The following is a 26,858-nucleotide window of genomic DNA, read 5'->3' on the forward strand; positions in this document are numbered from 1 at the left end:
CCACAAAATCCAGACATAAAAAAGCCCCGGCATCTCACGACACCGGGGCTTCTTCATTCAACCACTACTCAGGCCAGTTCAAGCTCGGCATTCGCAGCAGTCGCAGGCACCACCGCCTGACCGCTCAACGCGAGGTCAAGCAGCTCACGGTTGGCCACGGCGTACATGGCGTAGTCGGTGCCGCTCGCAGCACGGATTTCCACCAGCATGGCGCGCCAGCGCTCGATCATGCTTTCGTGCTGTGCCATCCACAGCGCCAGGCGTGCTTCCACGTCCTGAGTGCCGTCGCCCTGTTGCAGGACGGAGATGGTGATCGCACGTTGCTGCCAGTCCACATCGTCACGGAACGCTTCACGGGCCAGGGCCTGCCAGTTGTTTTCAACCGGCAGTGCGCTGATCTGTTGCAGGTACCAGGTGATGTCCAGCGCACTGCCCACGGCGAAGTAGGCCTTGGCCACTTCGGCCGGATCCTGGCCAGTGACGTCGGACGCTTCGATGATCGGCAGCAGGGTGTACAGGTGCGAGGTACCCGCCACCATACGCGCCAGCAACTCCGGCACACCGGCCGCGACGTAAGCCTGATAACGCGCCTGCCAGTTTTCACGGATTTCGCCGCTCAGCAGTTCGTCGAGCTTCAGACCCAGCTCCTTCAGGTGCGGACCGAAGTGCGCGACGTCACGGGCAGCGTTCTGCTCGTTGCGACGGGCACGCAGGAACCAGCGAGTAGCACGGCGGCCCAGACGCATCAGCTCGTCCATCAGCTCCAGTTGCACGTCAGCGGAGACCTGATAGTCCAGCGCTTCGATCTGACGGAACCAGTGCGGGAGGTGGAAGATGTCACGCACGATCACGTAGGCGCCGGCCACGTTCGCCGGGCTCATGCCGGTCGACTCTTTGAGTCGCTGAACGAAGGTGATGCCCATGTGGTTGACCAGATCGTTGGCGATCTGGGTGCTGACGATCTCGCGCTTCAGACGGTGACGACGCATGGCTTCGGAGAACTTGCTGACCAGGGTCGGCGGGAACGCCGTTTCCATGTCGCGGGTCAGGTAGTCGTCGTCCGGCACCAGCGAGTTCAGCAGCTGTTCCTTGAGGTCGATCTTGCTGTACGAGATCAGCACCGACAGCTCGGGACGGGTCAGGCCATGGCCTGCCGCAACGCGCTCGTTGATCTGCTCTTCGGTCGGCAGGAACTCGATGGCACGGTCCAGCTTGCCACGGCCTTCCAGATCGCTCATCAGACGCTTGTACTCGGCAATGCGCTCGTAGGCACGACGCGCCGCCAGGGACAGAGCCTGAGTCTGCTTGTAGTTGTTGCCCAGCACCAGACCACCGACTTCGTCGGTCATGCTCGCCAGCAACTGGTTGCGTTGCTTGTCGGTCATGTCGCCGGCCTGAACCACTTCGTTCAGCAGGATCTTGATGTTCACTTCGTGGTCGGAGCAGTCCACGCCACCGGCATTGTCGATGAAGTCGGTGTTGGAGCCGCCGCCATTGAGACCGAATTCCACGCGACCCAGTTGGGTCATGCCGAGGTTACCGCCCTCGCCCACGACTTTGCAGCGCAGCTCGTTGCCGTTCACGCGCAGTGCGTCATTGGCCTTGTCGCCCACGTCGGCATGGCTTTCGGTGCTGGCCTTGACGTAAGTGCCGATACCGCCGTTCCACAGCAGATCCACCGGCGCCTTGAGCAAGGCGTTCAGCAGTTCGGTCGGGGTCAGCTTGTCGGCCTTGATGTCGAAGCGTTCTTTCATCTGCGGCGAGATGGCGATGCTCTTCGCGCTGCGCGAGAAGATGCCGCCGCCTTCGGACATGATGCTGGTGTCGTAGTCGGTCCAGGCCGAACGCGGCAGGTCGAACATGCGCTGACGCTCGACGAAGCTGGTCGCCGGGTTCGGGTTCGGATCGATGAAGATGTGCATGTGGTTGAACGCGGCAACCAGTTGCAGCTTGTCCGACATCAACAGGCCGTTACCGAATACGTCACCGGCCATGTCACCGACGCCGACCACAGTGATGCTGTCTTCCTGAACATTGATGCCGCGCTCGCGGAAGTGGCGCTGTACGCCGACCCACGCGCCCTTGGCGGTGATGCCCATTTTCTTGTGGTCGTAACCGGCGGAACCACCGGAGGCGAACGCGTCCCCCAGCCAGAAGCCGTAGTCGATGGCGATGCCGTTGGCGATGTCGGAGAAGGTCGCAGTGCCCTTGTCCGCTGCCACCACCAGGTACGGGTCATCGTCGTCATGCCGCACGACGTTGGCCGGCGGTACCAGCGCGCCGTCTTTCAGGTTGTCGGTGATGTCCAGCAGACCCGAAATGAAGATGCGGTAGCAGGCGATGCCCTCGGCCGCGATCTCGTCACGGCTGCCGCCCAGTGGCAGACGACGCGGCAGGAAGCCGCCCTTCGCACCCACCGGCACGATGACCGAGTTCTTCACTTGCTGGGCTTTCACCAGACCGAGGACTTCGGTACGGAAGTCTTCTTCACGGTCGGACCAGCGCAGACCACCGCGCGCAACGTTGCCGAAGCGCAGGTGTACGCCTTCGACGCGTGGCGAGTAAACGAAGATTTCGAACTTCGGTACTGGCTTCGGCAGCTCTGGAATCGCGTGCGGGTTGAACTTGAAGCTGAAGTACGACTTGTTCTGGCCGTTGGCATCAGTCTGATAGAAGTTGGTGCGCAGGGTGGCTTTGATCAGATCCAGGTAACGACGCAGGATGCGGTCTTCGTTGAGCACCTGAACGTCGTCCAGTGCGGTCAGAATCGCCTGTTCCAGACGCTGTTGCTTGTCTTCCAGATCGTCGCTGCCCAGCTTGCGCGCCAGGTAGAAACGGGTCTTGAACAACCGGGTCAGCTCGCGAGCGATGTCGGTGTGGTTGTTCAGGGTGCTGGCGATGTAACCCAGGTCGAAGCCCAGACGGATCTGCTTCAGGTAACGGGCGTAGGCACGCAGCAGCGCCACGTCGCGCCATGGCAGACCGGCGGTCAGCACCAGACGGTTGAACGCATCGTTCTCGGCATCGCCACGGACGATGTGGACGAACGCGTCCTGCAGGGTATCGTTGAGTTGCTGGATGTCCAGCTCCAGGCCTTCAGCCGCGGTGAACGCGAAGTCATGAATCCAGAACTCGCGGCCATTGGTGTGGCGCAGACGGTACGGGAACTCACCCAGCACGCGCAGGCCGAGGTTTTCCAGAATCGGCAAGACGTCGGACAGGGCCAGCGGGGTGTCGGCGTGGTACAGCTTGCAATGCAGCTCGCGCTGACCGGACACCTGGCCCAGCGGCTGATAGAAGCTCATCACCAGTGGATTTTTTTCGTTCAGGCTCAGCAGGTGCTGCATGTCGACCACGGCCGAATGCGCCGCGAAACGCTCGCGGTAGCCGGCCGGGAAGCCTTTCGGGAAATCCGCCAGCACGTTGGTGCCGTGGGCTTCGCCGAAGCTTTCGACGGTCAGTGCGGCGTAGTCGTCCTGCCAGCTGCGGCAGGCCTGTACAACTTCTTTTTCCAGCAGCAGCGGATCGATGTCGATGCGGTTCTTCGGATCGACGCGCAGGATCAGTTGCACGCGAGCCAGCACGGACTCGGAGAAGAAGGTCCAGAACTCGCAGTCGGTGGCCTTCAGGCGCTCCATCAGCACCTGCTGGATCTTCTGGCGCACTTCGGTGGAATAGATGTCGCGCGGCACGTAGGCCAGGCAGTAGCAGAAGCGACCGTACGGGTCTTTGCGCAGGAACACGCGGATCTTGTTGCGTTCCTGGATCTGCACGATCGACATCACGGTGCTGAACAGTTCGTCGACCGGAGTCTGGAACAGGTCGTCACGCGGCAGCACTTCGAGCACCTGCGCCAGTTCCTTGCCCAGGTGAGCCTTGGACTGGAAGCCGGAACGGCGTTCGATTTCTTCGACCTTGCGACGGATGAACGGAATGACCCGCACGCTCTCGCCATACACCGAGGAGGTGTACAGGCCCATGAAGCGGTGTTCCTTGATGACTTTACCGTCGGCGTCGATTTCACGGATCGACACGTAATCCGGGTAGGCCGGACGGTGTACGCGGCTCGGGTGCGCAGCCTTGGCGAACGACAACAGGGTTGGTTCGCGCAGGTAGTTCACTGCGTAATCTTCGATGTGACGGTCTTCGTTGGTCAGACCGGTGCGCAGCAGTTTGGTCAGACCGAGGAAGGAATTCTGGTCGTATTCGATGTGGCCGCCATCGGCCTGATCGACAACGGTGAACTCTTCGTAGCCGAGGAAGGTGAAGTGGTTGCCCACCAGCCATTCCAGGAAGCTCTTGATTTCGGTCTTTTCGTCGGCATCGACGGCGAATGCGCTGTTATCGAGCTTGGTGAGGATCTCCTGCACCTTGGCCTTCATCGGCTCGAAATCAGCGACCGCGACGCGCACTTCACCGAGCACCTGCTCCAGCTCTTTGCTCAGCACATTCAGTTCGGCCGCGTTGGCGCAGCGGTCGATTTCCAGGTACATCAGCGACTCGTGCAGCACGCCTTCGCCGGTGCTGCCCTTCGGCAGGATTTCCAGCAGCTCACCCTTGCTGCCACGACGTACGCTGAGCACGGTGGTCTGCAGGGTGTGGATGCTGTAGCCGCGGCGGTTCAGCTCGGTGCGGACCGAGTCGACCAGAAACGGCAGGTCGTGGTGCAGCACTTCGACCGCGGTGTGGGTCGACTGCCAGCCGTGGCGTTCGTAATCAGGGTTGTAGACGCGCACTTGCGGTTGCGCGTGATCGAAGCGCTCAAGCAGGCGCCACGCGGAAAGAGTACAGCCAGCGAGGTCGGAGAGGCGACGTTGAGTCAGCTCGTCCAGGGAAATGATGCCGAAGAATTGTTCAGCGAACAGCGCCACTTGTGGCAGTGCCTGTTCACTGATGTGCTGCGCCAGTGCCGCTTGCAGTTGGTGCTGGAAGTCGGCTTTGCTGGCTGCGGTGAAGAACGCCATCTGTGGTACTCCGCTTAAGCTTGTTATTGATGGAAAGCGTCGCGTGCAACACCCCTTGCGGGGCTTGTGTCGCCCTGTTCCTGATTCTCGGGCAGAGGAAACAGGGGGACAGGTGGGTGAAGCTGGACGAGACACTCAGGTCACATTCACCTTCCATTGAATGGGCATCTGCAAAAACGACTGTCGAGGCTGCCGACAATGTCTTTACGGGTGCTCATCCGTTGCGCAGCTTAATGGGTGCGACAATGTGTCTGCTTGCGGTGCTGCGACATATTCGGTCATTGGCACGTAAACGCGGCCCCGCGCACCGGTAAACATTAGCAGCCAAAGTGAATTCTCGCGCTTCAGGTGGCCGCTCAACAGGCAAGCGCACCTGAAATGACCGATTACCTGAAATTCGTTCCTGCCACACCTTTCCTCCTTGGAAAATCACCCAGCCAAAGCTTACACAGCCTTCGATTGTTCGCACCTAAAAACCAATAAAAACAACAAGTAGAAACACACTAAAGAATCCTTACAAACTGACAAGAAATGTCTCACATAATTTGAAGACCGAATTCCTACAGCACGATTTGAACGCAAAAATCGGCAGTGCTATCTATATAAGCGCACCCCATAAAAAACCAGACGTCAGTTATCAGCCTGACCCACGGAACGGGTCTCTATCAAAGAAAGGAATCAACACATGCGACAACTTGAACTTCCGACAACAATAATCTACGGCGATGGCTCCTGGGAAATCATCAATTTTAACCCTGGCACCATTCGCGGAGATATTCTCAAGAATTATCCGCTGGGCAACCCGATGCATGGGCTCACACTGGCGATAGAAAGTGACTATCTGGAAAAAAAGCACAATTTAGAACAAGGCTTGCAAATAGAGTTAAACATTATAGACAGCAGGCACCCACCGCTGACCCACCCTACTCCCGATACATGGCTAAACAAAGCCACCAACATTGTCAATGAATTGCTTTTTCAAAAAAACACCGAGCTGCAGCAAAAATTAAGGGATATTAAAACGTCGCAACAATATGCAAAGTTACAAGCCACTTACGACGCCATGCTTCTGAACGAACAAATCGCAAATCTTCAAGACCGCCAGACCAGGCTGTATGCCGAAATAGCTCGGCGACAGGCCGAGGCACTCGCCCAACAGCAGGTTGCCGAAGCGGCGCGACAAGCTGAAGAGGCGCAAAGACAAGAGCAGGCCCGTCAGGCTGCTCTGCGACTGGAGGAAGAAAAACAACGGATCGCTGCCGAAGCGGAGGCCAAACGTATTGATGACTATAAACGCGCGGTGGCTTACGTCGCCGACGCGAACAAATTCATCCTCGAGAAATACGGCGCCAACCTGCATCAAGTGGTGATGGATCTTCAAAAGGATGTATCAGGGAAAAAGATCAGGAGCTACAACGAGGCGCTGCGAACGTTCGAGCAGGTGCGAACCAACCCGAATGCAAAGCTCAGCCCGCAGGATACCCGTGCGGTTGTCGACGCACTGAACGCGCTGGACAAGGCGTCCTACATGGACAGTGTCAATCGGCTCGCCAAAGGATTTGGCGTAACCGGAAAAATCGTGCAGGCGCATTCTGTTGTGGAAAAGGCAATCATCGGTTTTCAGGATGGAAACTGGAAACCCCTGTTACTCGAATTCGAAAGCATTGCCGCAGGAGCCGGAGCAGGGATGCTGGTCGCTCTCATAGCACCACCAGTGCTAGCTGCTTTTTCGTTTCCACCCGTAATTGCTGTAGTCGCTACCGGTCTCCTCGTGGCTGGCGTTGCCGCTTTACTCGATGCCAAAACCGTAGAAAAGATAAATGACACAGTATTCACGCTAGTTGAAACGACGCCAGCGCATTAATACTCTGCCTGCCGGTTCAATTAATTGAGCCGGCCACCAAACAAGGATTACACGGTGCAAAACACTCCTGAGCCATCCATATCAACCGCATGTTTTATATCCATGCTGGCGCCGATCCTCCTCATCAACCTGATAGTTCCAATCATTAACGAGCACCATCCTATGCTGCTCGATTCTGCTCTACAAAACTATCTGATCGAAAACATCGGCTTCTGGTCATCCAAACTCCCTCTAAGCTCCAGGATAACCACGAATTACATTGCGGTATTTGCGCCAATATTCAGCTTAATATTCCTGTACCGATGCTTTAAAATATCCGACCAGATATTTGAAAGAGCAAACAAACTTTCACTCATAAAATATTCCTTATCGCTCATTGCCCTGCTTTTATTTTGCTCTATCTTCACCTATGAAGCTTATTTAAACTCCACCGACCTCATGAGCCGCGACTCAAAACTGAGGATCATGGGTCAGAATTTTCTATTCTATTCAACGTACTCTTCAGGCGTTTTTCTTTTCGTATTCTTACTCCCCCCGATTCTCTTTCAGCTCCTGTTTTACGTTCCTTACCGCACAATCATGCACTTTAGAAAACAGCCCTCAGAACTCAAAAAAGATTCAAGGCAACATCCTCAGGAACCACCTCGAAGAAAAAAAGGAAAGCAGCCACATTGAGCTTATGCCTTCCCTTTTTCCTGGGCCGCTTAGCCCCCATAAACATCAGTCAGGCAGCTCCTCGAACGCCCTGAATTTGCTCACGGTGGCACAGTCGTAACACATGGTTTTCAGGATCAATTTATCCATGCTGGCGTCGATATTGCTGGAGTCACACTCTCGGCAAAACAGCCTCAAATGACCGAGCAGGTCGCTGTCAAAAGCTGCACGGGAGAAGAACTGCGGCACCAGTTCATCGCGCCAATACATTCCCGGCGACTTGGAAAACCCGGCACCGCTGTCCTTGAGCACTACGTCATACAACAACCGATGTAACGCCGATTGCGGTACCCGCGAATCACGGTGTGCGTTTTTGCGCCAGTTCCGAGTCAGGGCATCCTGAGCGGTCCCGAGCATGTTGCGCGGGATGGTGTTGGACGCGTGATTGCGGCCTTTGGAGTTGCCGGTGGCGTAGAAGTGCGCAGCGTTTTTTACTGCCAGGCGGGCGAAGTAGTAGAGCTGGCTTACGGAAAAATCCTGCAGGAGTTGCCCCACAACCGTTTCGGCACGCGCCTCGGCCGTGAACGAAAAACTGACTTCGTTGGCCAGCACACGGATGTATTGAAGCGATTCTTCTCGGGCCAGATCGAAAATCAGCCCGTAGAGTTCGCTCTTCCAGGCGACCTGAATCTCGCCGGACAACTCCTGATAAAGCGCCAGGTACAGACTTTCCCGATTACAGCGCGCAACTCCGCCGAGTGCCACATTAGGCTGCCAGCGCACTGCAGAATAGTCACTGATACTGCAACCCTCAGTGCGATCGAAGGCCCTGATATCAGAGCTCGTCGCGACCGTTAACACGCCAGCCTCGTGCAGACTCTTCAATCTTTCCTCGCTGGCCTCGACGCTCGGTGCCAGATGTTCGCTTCGGGATGTCGCGCTCAACGGCGCGATCCATTCGGGATGGCTGCCATTGCCATCGTCAAGCAAGGCCAGCAACGTCAGTTTCTGCACAAACCCAAGGGTCGAATACGGCACCGCGGGACTCGGTACACCGAAGCGCGATTCAAGTTCGCGTCGATCACGCTCGGCCTGCGCCGCCAATTGTTGCTGATGAACCTGGCAACACGCCTGGCAAGTACACGCCATGCGTCGGCCATGGCGGGCGGATGCTGAGTATCGATGCTCGCACCTTATGCACTTGTAAGGATGACGCTGCGAGACCGGAGTGCCCCGGGCGTGCCGACGTACCCACATCGGCACATCGCAATAGGGGCACTTCAGATCCTGACTGACAATCGGCGGCAAAACCTTGAGCAAGCTGCGGACAGTGGCAGGGATCTGATACTCGGCCAGAAGCGCAGCGCTTTTTTCCCCGTCCAGATATCGCTGATAAATCTGCTCGATCTGATCGTCGGACAGGTGTGCAATTTCCTCAGCGCGTTCGAAATACGGATGCATCTAAAGAGGTCCTTTTTTTAGTTTGTGTTGACGCACTCCTTTGCGTTCGAACCGCAAAATAATGACAATCGTGGCCATAAAACAAGCGAAAAAGCAGAAAATGGCTGCCAAGTTCAAACAAGTAATTTTTCCTGCAGCGTCCTCGGAAATTTCAACTCTCAACCCAGAATTCATCTGTCGGAATTTTCCTTGTTCATTGATTCCGCCAGGTTTCTCGCACCCTCTTGTTGCAGGCATCAATGAAGCGACCCACGCAAGAGAGCAGCGCGAATGCGCCAAGGCTGGCAAAATCGCGCTTTCGATTGCACTTAGCGCCCGTCGGCCAGGAATTCCCCCATGCAAATGACCACCGCCCTACTGATCGTCAACCCGTGCGACGACGAAGAAGACAACATGGCCATGCTCTGCTGCCACAGCGACAAGGGTGATATGTTTCTTATGAGCCGTTATCCGGACGAGGACGCGCTGGAGATCACCCTGGATGGCGAGCCTTCGACGCTGGATGGCGTGAAAGTCACCCTGAGCAAGACCCTGCTGAAGATCGAGATCGCGGCGGCGGATGCCGATGCGCTGAATGGCGATGATGTGCTGGAGATCACTTTCAATCCGGATATGGTGGATCTGCCTGAAGTTGAAGAAACCCTGAAGAATATTCTAGATGGCACCGGGACCTATATCAGCCAGATTTGATATCGGCTGGACTGGCCTCATCGCGAGCAGGCTCACTCCTACAGGTATGGTGTACGACGATCCATTGTAGGAGTGAGCCTGCTCGCGATAGGGCCGGTACCGGCAACCAATCACTCCCCTGCTACAAAATTCCAACAAATCCCCCAGTCATTTCCCGCACTTTGCGCAAAATGCCGTTAGTCGCCACCCCCCTCGATGGATTAAAGTAACGCCCCCAGCCCCGGCGTTATCCGAACGCCTGCGGCCACCCTTTCCAGGAACAGTCACCGATGGAACATCGTGAAGCGCTGCTGGCGCTGCGAACCTTTCTTTCAACGCAGATTCTCGGCCAGGAAAAACTCATCGAGCGTTTGCTCATCGCCCTGCTCGCCGACGGCCACATGCTGGTCGAGGGCGCTCCGGGTCTGGCCAAGACCAAAGCGATCAAAGAACTCGCCGAGGGCATCGAAGCCCAGTTCCATCGCATCCAGTTCACCCCCGACCTGCTGCCGGCCGACATCACCGGCACCGAGATCTATCGTCCGGAAACCGGCAGTTTCGTGTTCCAGCAGGGGCCGATCTTCCACAACCTGGTGCTGGCGGACGAAATCAACCGGGCGCCGGCCAAGGTGCAATCGGCGCTGCTCGAAGCCATGGCCGAGCGTCAGGTCAGCGTCGGGCGCAGCACGTATGAACTGTCGCCACTGTTCCTGGTGATGGCCACGCAGAACCCGATCGAGCAGGAAGGCACCTACCCGTTGCCCGAAGCGCAGCTCGACCGCTTCCTGATGCACGTGAAGATCGGTTTCCCGGATGCTGCCGTCGAACGCCGGATCCTGCAGCAGGCCCGTGGCGAAGCGCTGAATGGCGAAACCAAACCGGAACGCCGGGTCAGCCAGCAGGCGATTTTCGCCGCGCGCAAGGAAATACTCGGTCTGTACATGGCTGACGCCGTGGAGGAATACCTGGTGCAACTGGTCATGGCCACGCGCACGCCGGCCAAGTTCGACCCGGAAATGGCCGAGTGGATCGCCTATGGCGCCAGTCCACGTGGCTCGATCGCCCTCGACCGCTGCGCCCGGGCCCACGCCTGGCTGGCCGGTCGCGACTTCGTCAGCCCGGAAGACATTCAGGCGGTGCTGTTCGACGTGTTGCGTCACCGCATCATTCTGTCGTTTGAAGCCGAAGCCGCCGGCATCGATCAGGATCGGGTGGTGCAGCGGATTCTCGACGTCGTAGCCGTCGCTTGACCCCCATGAACGCCCCCCTGCCGTCCGAACCGGGCATCCGCATCAGCCTCACCGATCTGATCGAGATGCGCCACCGTGTGCGCGAAGTGCAGCTGTTTTCCACACCCAGTCAGCGCAGCCCGCTGATCGGCCTGCATCACTCGAAATTCCGTGGTCGCGGGGTCGACTTCGATCAGGTGCGGGTCTATCAGGCCGGCGACGACGTGCGCACCATCGACTGGCGCGTGACCGCGCGCACGCAGGAGCCGCACACCAAGCTGTTCCATGAAGAACGCGAGCGACCGATTTTTATCATGGTCGAGCAAAGCACGCGGCTGTTTTTCGGCTCCGGGCTGATGTTCAAGTCAGTGCTCGCAGCGCAAGCGGCGGCGTTGATCGGCTGGGCCGCGCTGGGGCACAACGACCGGGTCGGCGGACTGGTGTTCGGCGACAACGAGCATTACGAAATCAAACCGCGCCGCAGCAAGCAGAGCCTGCTGCAATTGCTCAACCGCCTGGTGAAAGTCAATCAGTCGCTGCACAGCGAACGCGAACCGGACCGCGACGCCCTCGGCGTGGCGCTGCGCCGGGCGCGTGAGGTGTTGCGCCCGGGCAGTCTGGTAATCGTGATCTGCGACGAGCGCGCGCTGTCCGACAGCGCCGAGCAGCAACTGAGTCTGCTATCGCGTCATTGCGATCTGTTGCTGCTGCCGCTGTCAGATCCACTGGATCACGCCCTGCCTGCCGCCGGGCTTTTGCGGTTCGCGGAAAGAGGCGCACAACTGGAACTCGACACGCTGAATTTCGAGCTGCGCCAGACCTATCGCGCTCAGGCCGAGGCACGCATCGCCCGTTGGGAATTGCTCGCGCAAAAACTGCGGGTGCTGTTGATGCCGCTGAGCACGCAAAGCGAAATGGTCGAGCAGATGCGCGAGTTCCTCAATCCGCAGCGCCCGGGGAGCAGTCGATGAACGGCCTCGAACAACTGCAACCGCTGATTTCGCCGCCGCCGATCGACTTCTGGCCGCCAGCGCCGGGCTGGTGGCTGCTGCTTTTATTGCTGCCGCTGCTGGGCTTCACCGTGTGGCGTTTGCGCCGGTTCATTCCGACCAGGAAACGCCCGATCGTGCGCGCCGAACAACCGCTCGACCCCGTACGCATCGCCGCACTGGCCGAACTGGCGCAGATGCCCAAACCCTACGACGGCGCACCGGCCGGGGCCTGGCTGCAGCAGCTCAACGGTCTGCTCAAACGCCTGTGCCGCAACCACTACCCCTACAGCCAGAGCCACACGCTCAATGGCCGCAAATGGCTGGCGTTTCTCGACAACCGCTGCCCGGCCGCCGGCCTGACGCGCTGGATGGTGCTGGTCGAAGGCGCCTACAAACCCGAATGCAAACTCGACGACAAAGCCATCGCCGGCCTGACCCAAGCCGTTGAAACCTGGATTCGCAAGCATGTTTGAATTCGCCTGGCCGTGGATCTTTGTGCTGTTGCCGCTGCCGTGGCTGATGCGCCTGGTGTTGCCGGTGGCCGACAGTGGCGAGCCGGCGTTGCGCGTGAGTTTTCTCTCCGACCTCGAAGGCCTCGCCCGTCGCCGGGCAAGGGCCAATCTGCCGGCATGGCGTCAGCAGGCGCCGTTCCTGCTGCTGTGGCTGTTGCTGCTGAGCGCCGCGGCGCGTCCGCAATGGCTCGGCGAACCGTTGCCGATTGCCGCCAGCGGCCGCGATCTGCTGGTGGCGGTGGACGTGTCCGGTTCGATGGACTTTCCCGACATGCAGTGGCAGGACGAAGACGTCAGTCGCTTGTCGCTGGTTCAGCATCTGCTCGGCGATTTCCTTGAAAGCCGTGATGGCGACCGCGTTGGTCTGATCCTGTTCGGCAGTCAGGCCTATCTGCAGGCACCACTGACGTTTGACCGCCATACCGTGCGCGTCTGGCTCGATGAAGCGCGCATCGGCATCGCCGGGAAGAACACCGCCATCGGCGATGCGATCGGTCTGGCGTTGAAGCGCCTGCGCATGCGTCCGGCACAAAGCCGGGTGTTGATTCTGGTCACCGACGGCGCCAACAACGGCGGCGAAATCGATCCGCTGACCGCAGCGAAACTGGCCGCCAGCGAAGGGGTAAAAATCTACCCGATCGGCATCGGCGCCGACCCCGAAGACAGTGGCAGCACCGGCCTGCTCGGGGTCAATCCGAGCCTGGACCTTGACGAACCGGCCCTCAAGGCCATCGCCAACGCCACCGGCGGCCAATACTTCCGCGCCCGCGACGGCAAAGAGCTGCAAGCGATCCGCGACACCCTCGATCAACTCGAACCGGTGACTCAGCAACCGACCCAGGCGCGCCCGGCGCAAGCCTTGTATCAGTGGCCGCTGGCCTTTGCCCTGCTGCTTAGCCTGTTGCTGGTCGCCCGCGAATTGTGGCCGGACAACCCGCTGCAACACCTGTTTACCAAGGAGCTGTATCTGCAAAGTCCGCTGCCTGACTGGCGTGAGCGTCTGAAACGCCTGCGTCTGCGGAGGCGCCGATGATCGCGCTCTGGCCGCACTGGTTCCGCCCTTGGTGGCTGCTGCTCCTGCCGCTGCTGGGCTGGCTGATCTGGCAACTCTGGCACCGGCAGAAACGCGCCGGACGCTGGCAAATGATTCTGCCGCCGGCGTTCCACGCGACGCTGCTCAGCGGTGGCAATGGCCGCGCCAGCAAGCTGCCGTGGGTTGCCCTTGGCGTGGCGTGGCTGCTGACCATCGTCGCCCTGCTCGGGCCCAGTTGGGAGCGCGTCGAACAGACCAGCCAGAAACCTGCCGACCCGCTGGTCGTCGTTCTGGAGCTGACCCCGGAAATGCTCGCCACCGACTCGCCGCCAACGCGACTGGAACAGGCCCGGCGCAAGCTGTTCGACCTGTTGCAGGCACGCAGCGATGCGCAGACCGCGATCGTCGTCTACGCCGGCAGCGCGCACACGCTGGTGCCGCTGTCGGATGACCTGGCGACCAGCCACAATCTGCTCGACGCCCTCAAGCCCTCGCTGATGCCGGAAAGCGGCCATCGCGCTGATCTCGGCGTGAGCAAAGCATTGGCCTTGCTCAAGCAAGGCGCGCTCGGTCAGGGACGGATTCTGCTGATCGGCTCCTCGCTGACCGAAGAAGAACGCCAAGGCATCCGCCGCGCCCTCGGCCAGCAATCGGCACAACTGCTGATGCTCGGCATCGGCACCGCTGAGGGCGCGCCAATCGCTCAGGAGGACGGCAGTTTCCTCAAGGACGAACAGGGCGCGATTCGCGTGCCGCAACTTGACAGCCCGGGCCTTGGCGCATTCCTCGCCAGCGTCGGTGGCGAATATCACAGCGCGCGTCTCGACGAATCCGATTTGCGCGCCCTCGGCCTGCTCGATGGCCCGCGCAGCCTGCGCGACGATGGCCAGACCGTGCGCCTCGACACCTGGGCCGATCAGGGTTACTGGCTGTTGTTGCCGCTATTGCTGCTGGCCGCCTGCGCCGGACGGCGTGGCTGGTTGTTCTGCCTGCCATTGCTGCTGTGCCTGCCGCAGCCGAGCTACGCTTTCGACTTCGAAGACCTGTGGCTGCGCCCCGATCAACAGGGCCTGCACTTGCTCAAGCAGAAACGCCCGGCCGATGCTGCCGAACACTTCGAAGATCATCAGTGGCAAGGGGTAGCGTTGTACGAGGCCGGCGATTACAGTGGCGCCGCTCAGCGTTTCGCCGAAGGCAGCGATGCCCGCGCCCACTACAATCGCGGTAATGCGCTGGCGAAAAGTGGTGAGCTGGAAGCCGCCATCGATGCCTATGAGCAAGCACTGGAACTGCAACCGGACTTGCGCCCGGCGCTGACCAACAAGGCCCTGGTGGAAAATCTGCTCAAGCAGAAGAACACCCCGCCACCGGCCGAACCACAGCCACAACCGGCGCAGCCGAACGTGCCCGGCGATGAACCACCGCCAGCGACCGCGCCACCACCCGCGGTGAAAAGTGACACCCCGAGCGAGGCCCAGCCCGGCGAGTCGGCCAACGAACCGCCGCCGACCACCCCGCCGCAACCGGGACCCAATGAAGTGCCGGGCAGCGATGAAGCGGAGGAAACCGACACCGTGCCAACGCTGCGCCCGAGCGAGGACAACCTCGAAGGCGAGCAGCGTCAGGCACTGGAACAATGGCTGGGCAAGATCCCCGACGACCCGGGCGAATTGCTGCGACGCAAATTCTGGTACGAACAGCAACAACATCAGGATCAGGAAAAAACTCGATGACCCGTTTCACCGCTCTCTTGCTGCCCCTGCTGCTCTGCACGGCCACCGCTCAGGCGGCCGAGCTGACGGCCAGCGTGGATCGCAGTCGCCTGAACTCCGGCGAGACGGTCGAACTCACCCTCGAAACGGATGATGTCACGCAGTTCGGCAAACCCGACCTGACGCCGCTGGAACCGCTGTTCGAGGTGCGCGGCACGCGTCAGGTCAACCAGTTGAACACCCTCAATGGCGACAACCGCGCCACCACGCGCTGGATCATCACCCTGCTGCCGAAAGAGAACGGCAGCGTGGTCATTCCGCCGCTGCAACTGGGTGAGGTGCAGAGCCAGCCGATCACCGTGCAAGTGGTCGAAAGCGACATCCGCGAAGAGAAAAACAACCTGGACCCGGTGTTTATCGAGGCCAGTCTCGACCAGCCCAGCGTTTACGTGCAGGCCCAGGCGATCCTGACCCTGCGCATCTACCATTCGGTGTCGCTGTACGACGACAGCAGCCTGACCCCGCTGCAGATCGCCGACGCGCGTATCGAGCAACTGGGCGACACCCGCACTTACGAGAAAGACATCAACGGCGTGCGCCATGGCGTGATCGAGATGCGCTATGCGATCTACCCGCAGCACAGTGGCTTGCTGACCATCGCCCCTCAGACTTTCAGCGCCACACTGGTCGACACCCAACCCGCTCAGGACGCAACCGCGCAAGGCCCGAAACCGGGCAAGCTGCTGCACGTCAGCTCCTCGGAGATTCCGCTGACGGTCAAACCAAAACCGCTGACCTACCCGGCCGATGCGCCGTGGCTGCCCGCACGCAGCCTGAGCCTGAGCGAAAGCTGGAACCCGGAGCCGGATCACCTTCAGGTCGGCGACTCCCTGACCCGCAGCCTGACCCTGAAGGCCGAAGGCCTGGCCAGTTCGCAGCTCCCGGCCCTGCCCGCCACAGAGGCCAACGGCCTGCGCCGTTACCCGGATCAACCGGTGCTGAGCAACCAGAGCGGCGAGCGCGGCCTGATCGGCAGCCGTGAAGAACGCGAAGCGCTGGTGCCCAGCCGCAGCGGCGCGATCGAGTTGCCGACCGTCGACGTAATCTGGTGGAACACCTTCGAAGATCATCTGGAACACACCAGCCTGCCGGCGCGCACCCTGCAAGTGGCGACCAACCCGAGCCTGCAGGTCGACACCCCGGCCGGCACCTTGCAAATGAACGCCGTCGATAACGATGTGTTGTGGTGGTGGAAACTCAGCACCCTGATCCTCGCCTGCACCACCCTGCTCGGCTTCGGCCTGTGGTGGCGTGCAAGATGGCAACCGGCGGTGCATCGCGCCGCGCAAACCGGCCCAAGCCCGCGCACCTTGCTGGACGACATCAAACGGGCGTGCCAGGCGAATGATCCGCAAGCGACGCGCCAGGCGCTGGATGCATGGGCGCGGCAGCAGCCGGAGACACTGGCGGATATGGCGGCGCGGTTTGTGCCGTTGTCGGACGCGCTGGATGGGCTCAATGGCGCGCTGTACAGCGAGACGGGGCAGCATTGGCAGGGCGAGGATTTGTGGCGGGCGATCCGTACCATTCCGGCGGCCGAGCGGGTGCAGGATCCGGTAGGTGACAGCGGGTTGCCGCCGCTTTATCCGAAGTAAAAAGCAAAAGATCGCAGCCTGCGGCAGCTCCTACAGGGATCACGTGTAGGAGCTGCCGCAGGCTGCGATCTTTCAGGCGTTGGCGGTGTTATGAGGTTTGTTCACTTTCCGCCGCTTCAAGCAGTCGTGTCTCACGCATCCCCAAACCACGGGACAACGCTGTAGCTTCGTAGAAGATTTTGCCGTTGAGCTGATCGGCGACGGCATCGCTGTTACCGCCGGCCGGGCCACGGCCCCAGGTCACGACTTCGCCGCTGGAGGTCAGCGCGGCGAAGGCATGGGTGTTGCCATAAATGGCGCGGACGTTGACCAGTCGGGCCGCAATGGCCTCCGGGATTTCACCACCTCGATCAGAAGTCCCCCAGGCTTCAACGGTGCCGTTGGCCCGCAGCGCGGCGAAAGCAACTCCCCCGCATACCACCTGGACGATGTCAGTCAGAGCTGCAACCGGCGCCGGAATAGCCTGTAATCCCCACCCTACTACACGCCCGCTGCTCAGCAGTGCGACAAATGATGCAATGTTACCCGTCACCGTCCTGATATCCGTCAGTGCGGCGATCGGCGCCGGAACGTTTGCACCATGTCTGCCGTACCCCCAAGCAACAACGCTGCCATTCCTGCGTCGCGCGGCAAAGGCCACTTCGGTTCCGCTCAGCTCCACAATGTCTGTAAGCGCTCCAATCTGGCTAGGTATGGATCCCCCGTAACCCCAGTATCCCCATGCCACTACCGCACCATTGGCACGCAGGGCTGCATAGGCGTAGCTGGTAGCGACTACATCAACAACGTCAGTCAATGCTGCGATGATCGCAGGCACATTACCTCCATGGGTTTGGTGCCCCCAAGCCACTACCGAACCATTAGCCCGAAGCGCGACAAAGCTGTATAGGTTGCCAATCACTCTGACGACATCCCTCAGTGCAGCTACCGGCTCTGGAAGTGCTGCACCCCAAGTAGGGCTTCCCCACGCCACCAGACTCCCGTCGCGACGCAACGCAACAAACGCATAACCGTTGCCGCTTACCGCTACGATATCCCGCAAAGGACTGATGGGGTCCGACACCTCTCCTCCGTTTCCACTCAGCCCCCAAGCCACTACCGCACCCGAGGCCTGTCGTGCCGCAAAGGCGTAACCGCAAGCACTCAGCGATATGGCATCAGAAATGGCCGGTAGTGAATCTCCTAAACTTCCACCCCGGGCAGGCTTGCCCCATGCCACCAGGGCTCCACGCTCAGTCCGTGCCGCAAAGGCCGCGTTGTTTGCTTCATGGCCGGATATAAAATTACCGTTCCCGCACAGGTTCTGCGGATTGATCGTCACCTGATCATCGCTGATCCGCACATGCAGCAGCCGGTCCGGGCGGGTGTCGCGGAAAGTCGTGCCGCTGACCTCGCCCTCCTCGCCGTTATACCGCCACCAGGCCCTGATCGGCTGCCGGGTGGTTGCATCCAGCGCGGTCAACCACGCAGTCCCGCCGCCATAAATCTGGTAATTCCCCCGCGAGCGCGCGCCCATCACCAGCAACCGGCCTGTCCCCAGCGATGCACGCACGTCATAAACCGCCACCCGCGAATACTGGCGACCACCGGCCTGACGCACCACGGTGCAGTCCAGCGAGATCTCCCGCCCGACGTTGGCCAAAACCACCGACTGCGGCACGCTGATCAGTTTGTCGCGCCCCGCGTCTCCGCTCTCCACGCGAAACGGCACGATGGCGGTGCCGCCTCCGGCAACGCCGATCCAGCGGATCTCACCGCTGTCGCCCACCCTCAGGCCATACGCCGCAGCCAGACGCACGGTTGCACCTACCGCTGGCACCGCGCTCGCATCAATCTGGTCGCCGCGCGCGTCGTCAATTGAGGGCGGATCGAAATCCAGCAGGGCATTGCCGACCCGCAAGGTCAGTGGAAAGGAGTAACCCAGGGTCTTGCCGTCACGCACGATGAAATAGTCGATGACGATCCGGCGATTGAGGTTGTTGGTCACAAACTGTTTCGGCACCGTGAACGGCACTTCCTTACCCGCAGTTTGCGCTGTAAGACGCAGTGAACCACTGGTGCTGCCGTTACCGCCCGTGCCGCGCCAGCGATAATTCACCAGGTCTTCGGGCTGTGTCTGCAGATACGTCACAATCAATTTACAGCCCAGCGGCGGGACGGCTTCCGGATCGATCAACGACGTGCCAGGCACCGCCTCTTCCACGCGCGGCGTCACGAACAGCGGTTGCACTTCGCCCACCTGCATCTCGAACGGCAACGACTCGCGCACGTTGAGTGTCGCCTCATCATCATTGGCGACGGTATAGAACACCGAGACCTGCAAGCCGTCGAAACGCTGGATCTCCGCGTTCGAGACATTGCGCAACACCGGCTCGTCATCCGGCACATCGCCAACCGGGCGCGGGTCTTCGTAATAGACGATGCCGCCGCCGGGACGCGTGGCCTCCCAGATCAGCGTCAACAGGTCACTGGCGGCGCGTCCCGCAAACCATGGAATGCGCACGGTGGCCCAGCGTTCGTCCGGGTTCAGCGTACCGGTAGGGGCTTCGTCCACCGTAGGAGACGGCAGTCGGAAGGTCTCCCCCGTCACCGAGATACCGACGGTCTTGGACGGCCGATCGGCCACGCCCCTTCGCTTGAGTATGTAGGAGACACTGGCCCGGCCTTTGGCAATGGCTCGCACCTTGTCGTTCGGAACAGTGAACACCAGCGCAACACCGACCCGCGTCACCGGCAGCTCTACCGGGCCATGGTTGATCGGTACGCCCTCGGCGTTGATTCCTCGCCAGGTCAAGGCGACGACATCCTGCTCCTGGAAGTTGCCAGCGGGGGTATTGACCAGAACGTTCACGTCGTCATCGTTCAATTCGTCGAGGTCGATTTCGTAAGTCTGCGGATCGGCCTCCAGCACGATAGGCGCATCGAGACGATTTCCTTTCAGATCCACCACGACTCGGGTTTTCGCCGACCACAGGGAACGTGGATCGGGATAGTTGCCACACTCATCGATCACCTGGTACATCACCATCACCCCGGCGCTGTCGCCCGCCTCTACGATCAGTGCTTGATCGATGGTCACGATCAGCGGGTTGTCGTCAGGGTCGTCAATATGCTTTTGCTCGACATAGACCTCTTTCTCTACGCTGCCCCACGCCACTTTGACGCGGTCGTTGATGCGCATGAAGGGGTACGGCAGGATCGTGATCGGCACACCCGCCGCAGCCTCCTCGGGGCCGACGCCGTTATCGATGATGCTTTGAGGAATGTGGTAGCGCAGGTTCTGGTGGCCGGGCGTTGACTGGTCGTCATCGAAGCCGCCGGGGCGATCCAGTTTGACGAAGAACCTTTGCAGCGGTGTTGACTCAGGTTCCTGAAACGGCCGGGTCACTCGATAAAAAACCGGATAGGCGTCCCCCCTGCGGATATGCCCCTCATCGATGACCCCTTTGACGAGTTCGTTTTCATCTTCCGGCTCGATGACTGTGCTCCAGACCGACGCCAGCAGGTCGCCCCAAAACACCTCAAGCAGATCACCCTCCTTCATGACCAGCCAGGGAGGCACCAGAAACTCGACGCCTCCTTCCACGGCGGCCACCGGCAAACCACCGTCATAGCCCTGCACGGGAGTCTTGAGTTTGGTGATCCTTATGGGCTTGAGCGCGCTCACGCCTGGATCAGAAGACGTAGAGGCTGATGGTGATTGCGTTTTCATACAAGCAAATCCTCAAGTGACAGAAAGCCCCGGCCTGACGCCTTGGCGACTGCGGTATCCCATCACCCGAAGCTGCCGGCCAGCTACTGTCAGATCTGACAGTAGCGACAGACGGCATCCGCCACGACCTCCTGATCTCTCAAGCCTTTGGGCAAGTCCGCCCGTTTGCCAGTAAACTCCCCCCTCTTTAGCCGCCCATCATTTCCCCCGCGGCCATCACCTGTTTATGTAGCGGAGTCCACCTTGCGTCTGTTCCACACCTCCGACTGGCACCTTGGGCAAAACCTGCACGGCCAGGAGCGCGATTTCGAGCATGCGTGCTTTCTCGAATGGCTGCTGCGCCAACTGCAACTGGCGCAGCCGGATGTGCTGCTGATTGCCGGGGACATCTTTGACACGGTCAATCCGCCGGTCAAAGCCCAGGAGCGCCTCTACGACTTCATCGTCAGCGCTCACGAGCAACAGCCGTTGCTGACCATCGTGATGATTGCCGGCAACCACGATTCCGGCTCGCGCATCGAACTGCCGGCGCCGTTGATGCGCCGCTTGCGCACCCATGCACTGGGGCGGGTGTTGTGGCTGGATGACGGCCAGCTCGACGCCGAACGGCTGCTGCTGCCACTGCCGAATGCCCAAGGCGAAATCGCCGCTTGGTGCCTGGCGCTGCCATTCCTGCGTCCAGCCGAGGTGACCGGTGCGCATCTGGGCGACAACTATCTGCGCGGTATCGGTCAGGTGCATGAATGGCTGATCGAAGCGGCGAATGCCAAGCGCCAGCCGGGTCAGGCGCTGGTCGCCATCAGCCACGCGCACATGGCGGGCGGCTCGGTCTCGGAAGACTCCGAGCGCAGCCTGATCATCGGTAACGCCGAAGCGCTGCCCGCCAGCCTGTTCGGGCCGAGCATCAGCTACGTCGCCCTCGGCCATTTGCACAAGCCGCAGAAGGTCAACGGTGAAGAACGCATTCGCTACAGCGGCTCGCCGATTCCGCTGTCGTTTTCGGAGATCGGTTATCAGCACCAGATTCTCGACGTCACCCTCGATGGCGAAACCCTGGTCAGCGTCGAACCGAAACTTATCCCGCGCTCGGTCAACCTGCAACGCATCGGCCCGGCGCCGCTGGCGGAGATCCTGCTGCAACTGGCCGACCTGCCGAACATCGATCTGCTCGCCGAAACCCAGCGCCAGCCATGGCTGGAAGTGCGGGTGACCCTCGATGAGCCGCAGCCGGATCTGCGCCATCAGGTGGAAAACGCCCTGCAAGGCAAAGCCGTGCGACTGGTACGGATTGCCGCCGAGTACGCCGGCAACCGTGGCGCTGAGGGCAGCGATGAGGGCAGCGCGCTGGTCGAGCTGGATCAACTCACTCCGCAGGAGCTGTTCAGCCGCGCCTGGCTCGACAACTATGGCAACGAGGTCGATGAGCAGACCCTCAAGGACTTCGCCGAACTGCTGCAGGACGTACAGATGGAGGGCGAGCAGCCATGAAGATTCTCGCCATTCGCTTGAAGAACCTCGCTTCGCTGGCAGGCCCGTTCGAGATTGATTTCACCGCCGAACCGCTGGCCAGTGCCGGGCTGTTCGCGATCACCGGGCCGACCGGCGCCGGTAAAAGTACCCTGCTCGATGCGCTGTGCCTGGCGTTGTTCGGCGCCGTGCCGCGCCTGAACAACACCGGCCGCGACGCCAAGGTGCCGGACGCTGACGGTGAAATCGCCACCGGCGACCCGCGCACCTTGCTGCGGCGCGGCACCGGCGAAGGGTATGCCGAGGTGGATTTTGTTGGCGTCGATGGCCGCCGTTACCGTGCGCGCTGGGAAGCCAACCGTGCCCGCGAGAAGGCCGGCGGCAAGTTGCAGGCCAGCCGGCAGAGCCTGCGCGACATCGATCAGGATCAACTGCTCGCCAGCCAGAAAGGCGAATACAAGACCCAGCTCGAAGCCGCGCTGGGCCTGAACTTCGAACAGTTCACCCGTGCCGTGCTGCTGGCCCAGAGTGAGTTCAGCGCATTTCTCAAGGCCGACGACAACGACCGCAGCGAACTGCTGGAAAAACTCACCGACACCGCGCTCTACACTCGTCTTGGCCGCCGCGCCTTCGACAAGACCAAAGAGGCCCGCGAAGCGCACAAGCTGCTGCAGGATCAAGCCACGGGCGTCACCCCGCTGGCCCCCGAAGCCCGGGCCGAACTGGATGAGCGTTTCAACGCTGCCCAGCAACAGCTGAAGTTGCAGCAGGCGCAACTCAAGCAACTGGAACAACAGCACAGTTGGCTCAAGGATTTGCGCCAGTTGCAGGACGCGCAGCAAGCCGCCGCCGAGCAACTGCACAGTGCGCAGCAACAGTGGGAAGGTCTGGCGGGTGAACGCCTGAAACTGACGCGCCTGGAACAACTCGCCCCGCAACGTCACCAGTTCGCGCGCAAGACTGAACTCGATGTGCAGCTGACGCCGCTGGCCGCACAAATTGCCGCGCATACCCAGCAACACGGCGAGCTCAACGAGCGCCAGACGCAACTGGAACAGGCGCTGGATGCGGCGAAAATCGCCCTGAGCGAAGCGCAGCAGCGGCACAGCGAAAGTGCCCCGCTGCTGCGTCAGGCCTTCGACGAGCAAAGCTCCCTTGCCCGCCTCGCCAAGGACACCGCACTCAGCGCCGAGGCCCGGCAGTCCGCCGAGCAAGCCTGCACCGAAGGCCAGAGCGCGATTCAGGCCTTGCAGACGAAACAGGTCGAAGTCGCTGAGCGCTTGCAGAAAATCGCCGCCGAACTGGAACAAAGTGCCGATCTGGCACCGCTCAGCGATGCGTGGAATGCCTATCGCGATCGCCTGCAACAGCTGATGCTGATCGGCAATCGCCTGAACAAGGGCCAGGCCGAACTGGCGACCCTCGAACAGAACGCCGCGCACAGCGCCGACGCGTTGGCCACGCAGAAACAGCAACTGGAAGTGCTGTTCAAAGAGGCCGGCGCCGAGCCGGATGCCGTCGCCGAGCAGATCGGTATCCTCGGCAATCTGTTGCAGGACAACCGCAAACAACTGCGCGCCATCGAAGACCTCACGCGGCTCTGGGCCAGTCAGCAGGAACTGGAAAAACGCGGTGCCGAGCTGCAGCAGCGCTTGCTCGATGCGCAACAGGAACGTGAACGTCTGACCCAGGACGGGGTGAAAACCAAGGCCGAGCTGACCGTCGCCGAACAAACCCTCAACGTCACCCGTGAACTGCTCGAGCGCCAGCGTCTGGCCCGCAGCGCCAGTGTCGAAGAGTTGCGCGCGCAGTTGCAGGACGACCAGCCCTGCCCGGTCTGCGGCAGCAACGAGCATCCGTATCATCAGCCGGAAGCGCTGCTGCAAAGCCTCGGCCGTCATGATGAAAGCGAACAGGCCAACGCGCAGCAAGCGGTGGATCAGCTCAAGGAAAAACTCACCGAATTGCGCGCTGAAGTCGGTGGTGTGATCGCCCGGCAGAAAGAGCTGTTGCAACAGCAGGAGCAATTGAACGCCCAGTTGCTGGCACTGGCGCCGAGTCTGGAGGCCCATCCGCTGGCGCCTCAGTTGCTGAATCAGGACGCCGACAAACGTGACGCCTGGCTGACCCGGCAGAACGATCAACTGAACCAGAGCATCACTCAGGACGAACAACGCCAGAGCGCCCTGCTCACCCTGCAACAGGACGCGGCGCGTCTGACCCAGCAACTGCGCAATGCCGAAACCGCGCATCAGCAAGCGGCGCAGCACCTGAGCAACCAACAACGCGAACTGAGCAGCGACCGTCAGCGTCTCGACGAGGAACTGACCGCGTTCGCCAGTTTGCTGCCGGCCGACACCCTCGAAGCCTTACGTATCGAGCCGGCGGCAACCTTCATGCAACTGGATCGGCAGATTGCCGAGCGCCTGGCGCAGGTCGAGCAGCAAAAGGAAGAGTTGGCCGAGCAGCAGCAACGCCAGCAAACGCTGGAGAAGGAACAGGATCGCCAGCTCAGCCGCGTACAGCAATTGCAAAGCGCCGAGCAGCAATTCAGTGCACTGGCCGAGCAGCAACAAGCCAGTCAGGAAAAACTCGCGCAACTGCTGGGCGAACACAGCAGCGCCGAACACTGGCAGCAGCAACTGGAACAGGCTGTGGAACAGGCGCGCAATGCCGAAACCGGCACGGCTGCGGAACTGCAGAACGTGCGCACGCAACGGGTGCAGATTGGCGCCGAACTCAAGGCTCAGCAAGAACGCTTGCAGGCACTGCAAAGCGAAGACGACGAACTGACGCAGAAGATTGCCGACTGGCGCGCACGCCATCCTGAACTGGATGACGGCGGCCTCGAAGACCTCTTGCGCGTCGATGACACGCAGCTCAGCGAACTGCGCCAGCGCTCGCAGCACAACGAAAAAGCCATCGAACAGGCCAAGGTGCTGCTGCAGGAACGTGATCAACGCCTGGCCGATCATCAGGCGCAGCACAACGGCAATCTTGATGCCGAGCAACTCGCCAGCGCGCTCGCCGAGCTGCAGAACCAGTTCAACCTCAGCGAGCAACAGTGCGCCGAACTGCGCGCCGAACAGGCCGAAGATCAGCGCCGGAAAAACGCCAATCAGGCACTCGCGCAACAGATTGCCGACGCCTATGCCGAGTACCAGCGCTGGGCGCGTCTGAATGCGTTGATCGGCTCGGCCACCGGCGATACCTTCCGCAAGATCGCCCAGGCCTACAACCTCGACTTGCTGGTGCATCACGCCAACGTGCAGTTGCGCCAACTGGTCAAACGCTATCGCTTGAAACGCGGCGGCAGCATGCTCGGCCTGCTAGTGATGGATACCGAGATGGGCGACGAATTGCGCTCGGTGCATTCGCTCTCCGGTGGCGAGACTTTCCTGGTGTCGCTGGCCCTTGCACTGGGGCTGGCATCGATGGCCTCGAGCACGCTGAAAATCGAATCGCTGTTCATCGACGAAGGCTTCGGCAGCCTCGATCCGGAGTCGCTGCAACTGGCCATGGATGCACTCGACGGCTTGCAGGCGCAGGGGCGCAAGGTCGCGGTGATTTCCCATGTGCAGGAAATGCACGAACGGATTCCGGTGCAGATTCAGGTACAGCGCCAGGGCAACGGTTTGAGCACACTGGAGGTGAAATGAACACGCTGTATTCGTTCCGCCGCTGCCCTTACGCGATGCGCGCGCGAATGGCCCTGCGTTATTCGGGCGTACCGGTGGAGATCGTCGAAGTCAGCCTCAAGGCCAAGCCGGCCGCGATGCTGGCGATCTCGCCCAAGGGCACGGTGCCGGTGCTGGATGCCAATGGGCAGGTGATTGATGAAAGTCTGGAGATCATGCGCTGGGCGTTGGCGCAGCATGATCCGGATGACTGGCTGCTCGGCGGTGATTCACGGATTGCCGGGTTGATCGAAGCCAACGATCAGGCATTCAAGCTGCATCTGAACCGCTACAAGTACGCCGAACGCTATCCGGAGCAACCGATGGAGGTTTATCGGGCCGAGGGGGCGTTGTTTTTGCAACAGTTGGATAAGTTGCTGAGGGATCGCGATTACTTGCTGAGCGATCACTTGAGTCTGGCGGATGTGGCGTTGCTGCCGTTCGTTCGGCAATTTGCGCATGTTGATCGCGAGTGGTTTGCGCAGACGCCTTACGTTCGCTTGCAGGTCTGGTTGCAGCGTTTCCTCGACTCCGAGCTGTTCACCTCAATCATGAAGAAATAACTTTCTCTTCTTGCTTGCCGAACACCTGTGGCGAGGGAGCTTGCTCCCGCTCGGCTGCGCAGCAGTCGCAAATCCATTCAACACGGATCATCAGAAATAGGGGATCGCCGCATTTGGGGCTGCTTCGCAACCCAGCGGGAGCAAGCTCCCTCGCCACAGTGGTTCGTGTTGTCTAGGCGAGTGCGTTGCACATGCCGAGTGCTATGCAATCCACTTCAAACGGCCCGAGAAAATCGACCTCAGCCTTGATTGGCGGATTGCCGGCCAGCAACCCTTGGGAGTTGGCCCGTTCGATATTGTGCGCAATGCTGTGATTGACCTCTATGGCCCGCGCCAGCGCACCCACCGAGCCTTGGCCAAAGCCGAGCAACGCCGCACCATTGGTCATCAGTGCCAGGCTGGCGATGACCCAGAGTCTGTAGCCTTTCATGCGCCGCCCACTCCTGCGAGTTCAGCGCGATCAACCAGCACGTCTGCGCGGTGTTCGAACTGGATGCCGGGGTGTGCGACCTGGATCGGTGCGTCGAAGCTGTGTTGAGTTTGCGCGGCGATGCTGACAAACAGCACCAGGGCCAGGTAAAGACCGATGGCCAGGTAGGCGCCGCGCTTGGCTGAGGTAATGATTGAACTGGCCATGATGTGCTCCGTGGGCATGTTTCAGTGCCGTCAGGATCGATCAAAAAAGCCTCGGTAA

General features: G+C 60.6%; 17 protein-coding genes. 12 read left to right on the forward strand and 5 right to left on the reverse strand.

Going from position 1 to position 26,858, the window contains the following annotated elements:
- Positions 1-68: 68 nt before the first annotated feature.
- Positions 69-4,964 (reverse strand): NAD-glutamate dehydrogenase, encoded by a 4,896-nt coding sequence (locus tag V3W27_RS05540; RefSeq protein ID WP_330206125.1) that lies wholly within the window; start codon positions 4,962-4,964, stop codon positions 69-71.
- A gap of 685 nt (positions 4,965-5,649) precedes the next feature.
- Here V3W27_RS05540 and V3W27_RS05545 point away from each other — a divergent pair.
- A complete protein-coding gene (locus V3W27_RS05545; RefSeq protein WP_330206126.1) occupies positions 5,650-6,828 on the forward strand; it encodes a colicin-like pore-forming protein in 1,179 nt (392 codons plus the stop codon).
- A 720-nt stretch (positions 6,829-7,548) separates the two neighbouring features.
- Here V3W27_RS05545 and V3W27_RS05550 read toward each other — a convergent pair.
- Positions 7,549-8,943 carry a hypothetical protein gene (locus V3W27_RS05550; RefSeq protein ID WP_330206127.1) on the reverse strand — a complete coding sequence of 465 codons (1,395 nt, stop codon included), beginning with the start codon at positions 8,941-8,943 and terminating at the stop codon, positions 7,549-7,551.
- A gap of 61 nt (positions 8,944-9,004) precedes the next feature.
- On the opposite strand from V3W27_RS05550, the gene V3W27_RS05555 reads away from it, so the two are divergent.
- The 8 genes from V3W27_RS05555 (at position 9,005) to V3W27_RS05590 (ending at position 16,745) form a co-directional block, all read left to right on the forward strand.
- Positions 9,005-9,289 carry a hypothetical protein gene (locus V3W27_RS05555; RefSeq protein ID WP_247269014.1) on the forward strand — a complete coding sequence of 95 codons (285 nt, stop codon included), beginning with the start codon at positions 9,005-9,007 and terminating at the stop codon, positions 9,287-9,289.
- On the forward strand, positions 9,280-9,633 hold the full coding sequence (locus V3W27_RS05560; protein ID WP_247269013.1) for a hypothetical protein: 354 nt from the start codon (positions 9,280-9,282) through the stop codon (positions 9,631-9,633). The genes V3W27_RS05555 and V3W27_RS05560 overlap by 10 nt, the downstream gene beginning before the upstream one ends.
- Before the next feature lie 269 nt (positions 9,634-9,902).
- Entirely contained in the window at positions 9,903-10,862 is a 960-nt protein-coding gene (locus V3W27_RS05565; protein WP_003218556.1) for an AAA family ATPase, read from the forward strand.
- Between the two features lie 5 nt (positions 10,863-10,867).
- Positions 10,868-11,812 (forward strand): DUF58 domain-containing protein, encoded by a 945-nt coding sequence (locus V3W27_RS05570; protein WP_027613096.1) that lies wholly within the window; start codon positions 10,868-10,870, stop codon positions 11,810-11,812.
- Positions 11,809-12,306 carry a DUF4381 domain-containing protein gene (locus V3W27_RS05575; RefSeq protein WP_247269012.1) on the forward strand — a complete coding sequence of 166 codons (498 nt, stop codon included), beginning with the start codon at positions 11,809-11,811 and terminating at the stop codon, positions 12,304-12,306. Before V3W27_RS05570 ends, V3W27_RS05575 begins: the two co-directional genes overlap by 4 nt.
- Entirely contained in the window at positions 12,299-13,378 is a 1,080-nt protein-coding gene (locus V3W27_RS05580) for a vWA domain-containing protein (protein ID WP_330206128.1), read from the forward strand. Before V3W27_RS05575 ends, V3W27_RS05580 begins: the two co-directional genes overlap by 8 nt.
- Complete coding sequence (locus V3W27_RS05585) at positions 13,375-15,111, forward strand: tetratricopeptide repeat protein (protein WP_330206129.1); 1,737 nt, start codon at positions 13,375-13,377, stop codon at positions 15,109-15,111. The genes V3W27_RS05580 and V3W27_RS05585 overlap by 4 nt, the downstream gene beginning before the upstream one ends.
- Entirely contained in the window at positions 15,108-16,745 is a 1,638-nt protein-coding gene (locus tag V3W27_RS05590; protein WP_330206130.1) for a BatD family protein, read from the forward strand. Before V3W27_RS05585 ends, V3W27_RS05590 begins: the two co-directional genes overlap by 4 nt.
- An 88-nt stretch (positions 16,746-16,833) precedes the next feature.
- Here the strand turns inward: V3W27_RS05590 and V3W27_RS05595 are convergent, their stop codons facing one another.
- The gene (locus tag V3W27_RS05595) at positions 16,834-20,457 is read right to left on the reverse strand and encodes an RCC1 domain-containing protein (protein ID WP_330206131.1); all 3,624 of its coding nucleotides are present in this window, start codon (positions 20,455-20,457) and stop codon (positions 16,834-16,836) included.
- 243 nt (positions 20,458-20,700) lie between these two features.
- On the opposite strand from V3W27_RS05595, the gene V3W27_RS05600 reads away from it, so the two are divergent.
- The 3 genes from V3W27_RS05600 to V3W27_RS05610 are packed head-to-tail and all read left to right on the forward strand — an operon-like array spanning position 20,701 to position 26,164.
- Positions 20,701-21,945: an exonuclease SbcCD subunit D C-terminal domain-containing protein gene (locus V3W27_RS05600; RefSeq protein WP_330206132.1), complete on the forward strand. Its 1,245-nt coding sequence runs from the start codon at positions 20,701-20,703 to the stop codon at positions 21,943-21,945.
- Positions 21,942-25,583, forward strand: coding sequence for an AAA family ATPase (locus V3W27_RS05605; protein WP_330206133.1), 3,642 nt, complete (start codon positions 21,942-21,944; stop codon positions 25,581-25,583). Before V3W27_RS05600 ends, V3W27_RS05605 begins: the two co-directional genes overlap by 4 nt.
- Positions 25,580-26,164 (forward strand): glutathione S-transferase, encoded by a 585-nt coding sequence (locus tag V3W27_RS05610; protein WP_330206134.1) that lies wholly within the window; start codon positions 25,580-25,582, stop codon positions 26,162-26,164. Before V3W27_RS05605 ends, V3W27_RS05610 begins: the two co-directional genes overlap by 4 nt.
- Positions 26,165-26,336: 172 nt before the next feature.
- Here the strand turns inward: V3W27_RS05610 and V3W27_RS05615 are convergent, their stop codons facing one another.
- Positions 26,337-26,594, reverse strand: a complete 258-nt coding sequence (locus V3W27_RS05615) for a hypothetical protein (protein WP_330206135.1) — start codon at positions 26,592-26,594, stop codon at positions 26,337-26,339.
- Positions 26,591-26,800 carry a hypothetical protein gene (locus tag V3W27_RS05620; RefSeq protein WP_027613086.1) on the reverse strand — a complete coding sequence of 70 codons (210 nt, stop codon included), beginning with the start codon at positions 26,798-26,800 and terminating at the stop codon, positions 26,591-26,593. Before V3W27_RS05620 ends, V3W27_RS05615 begins: the two co-directional genes overlap by 4 nt.
- Between the last annotated feature and the right edge of the window lie 58 nt (positions 26,801-26,858).

It is taken from the genome of Pseudomonas sp. AM14(2022) (assembly GCF_036346455.1).
GTDB classification, from domain to species: Bacteria; Pseudomonadota; Gammaproteobacteria; order Pseudomonadales; family Pseudomonadaceae; genus Aquipseudomonas; species Aquipseudomonas putida_A.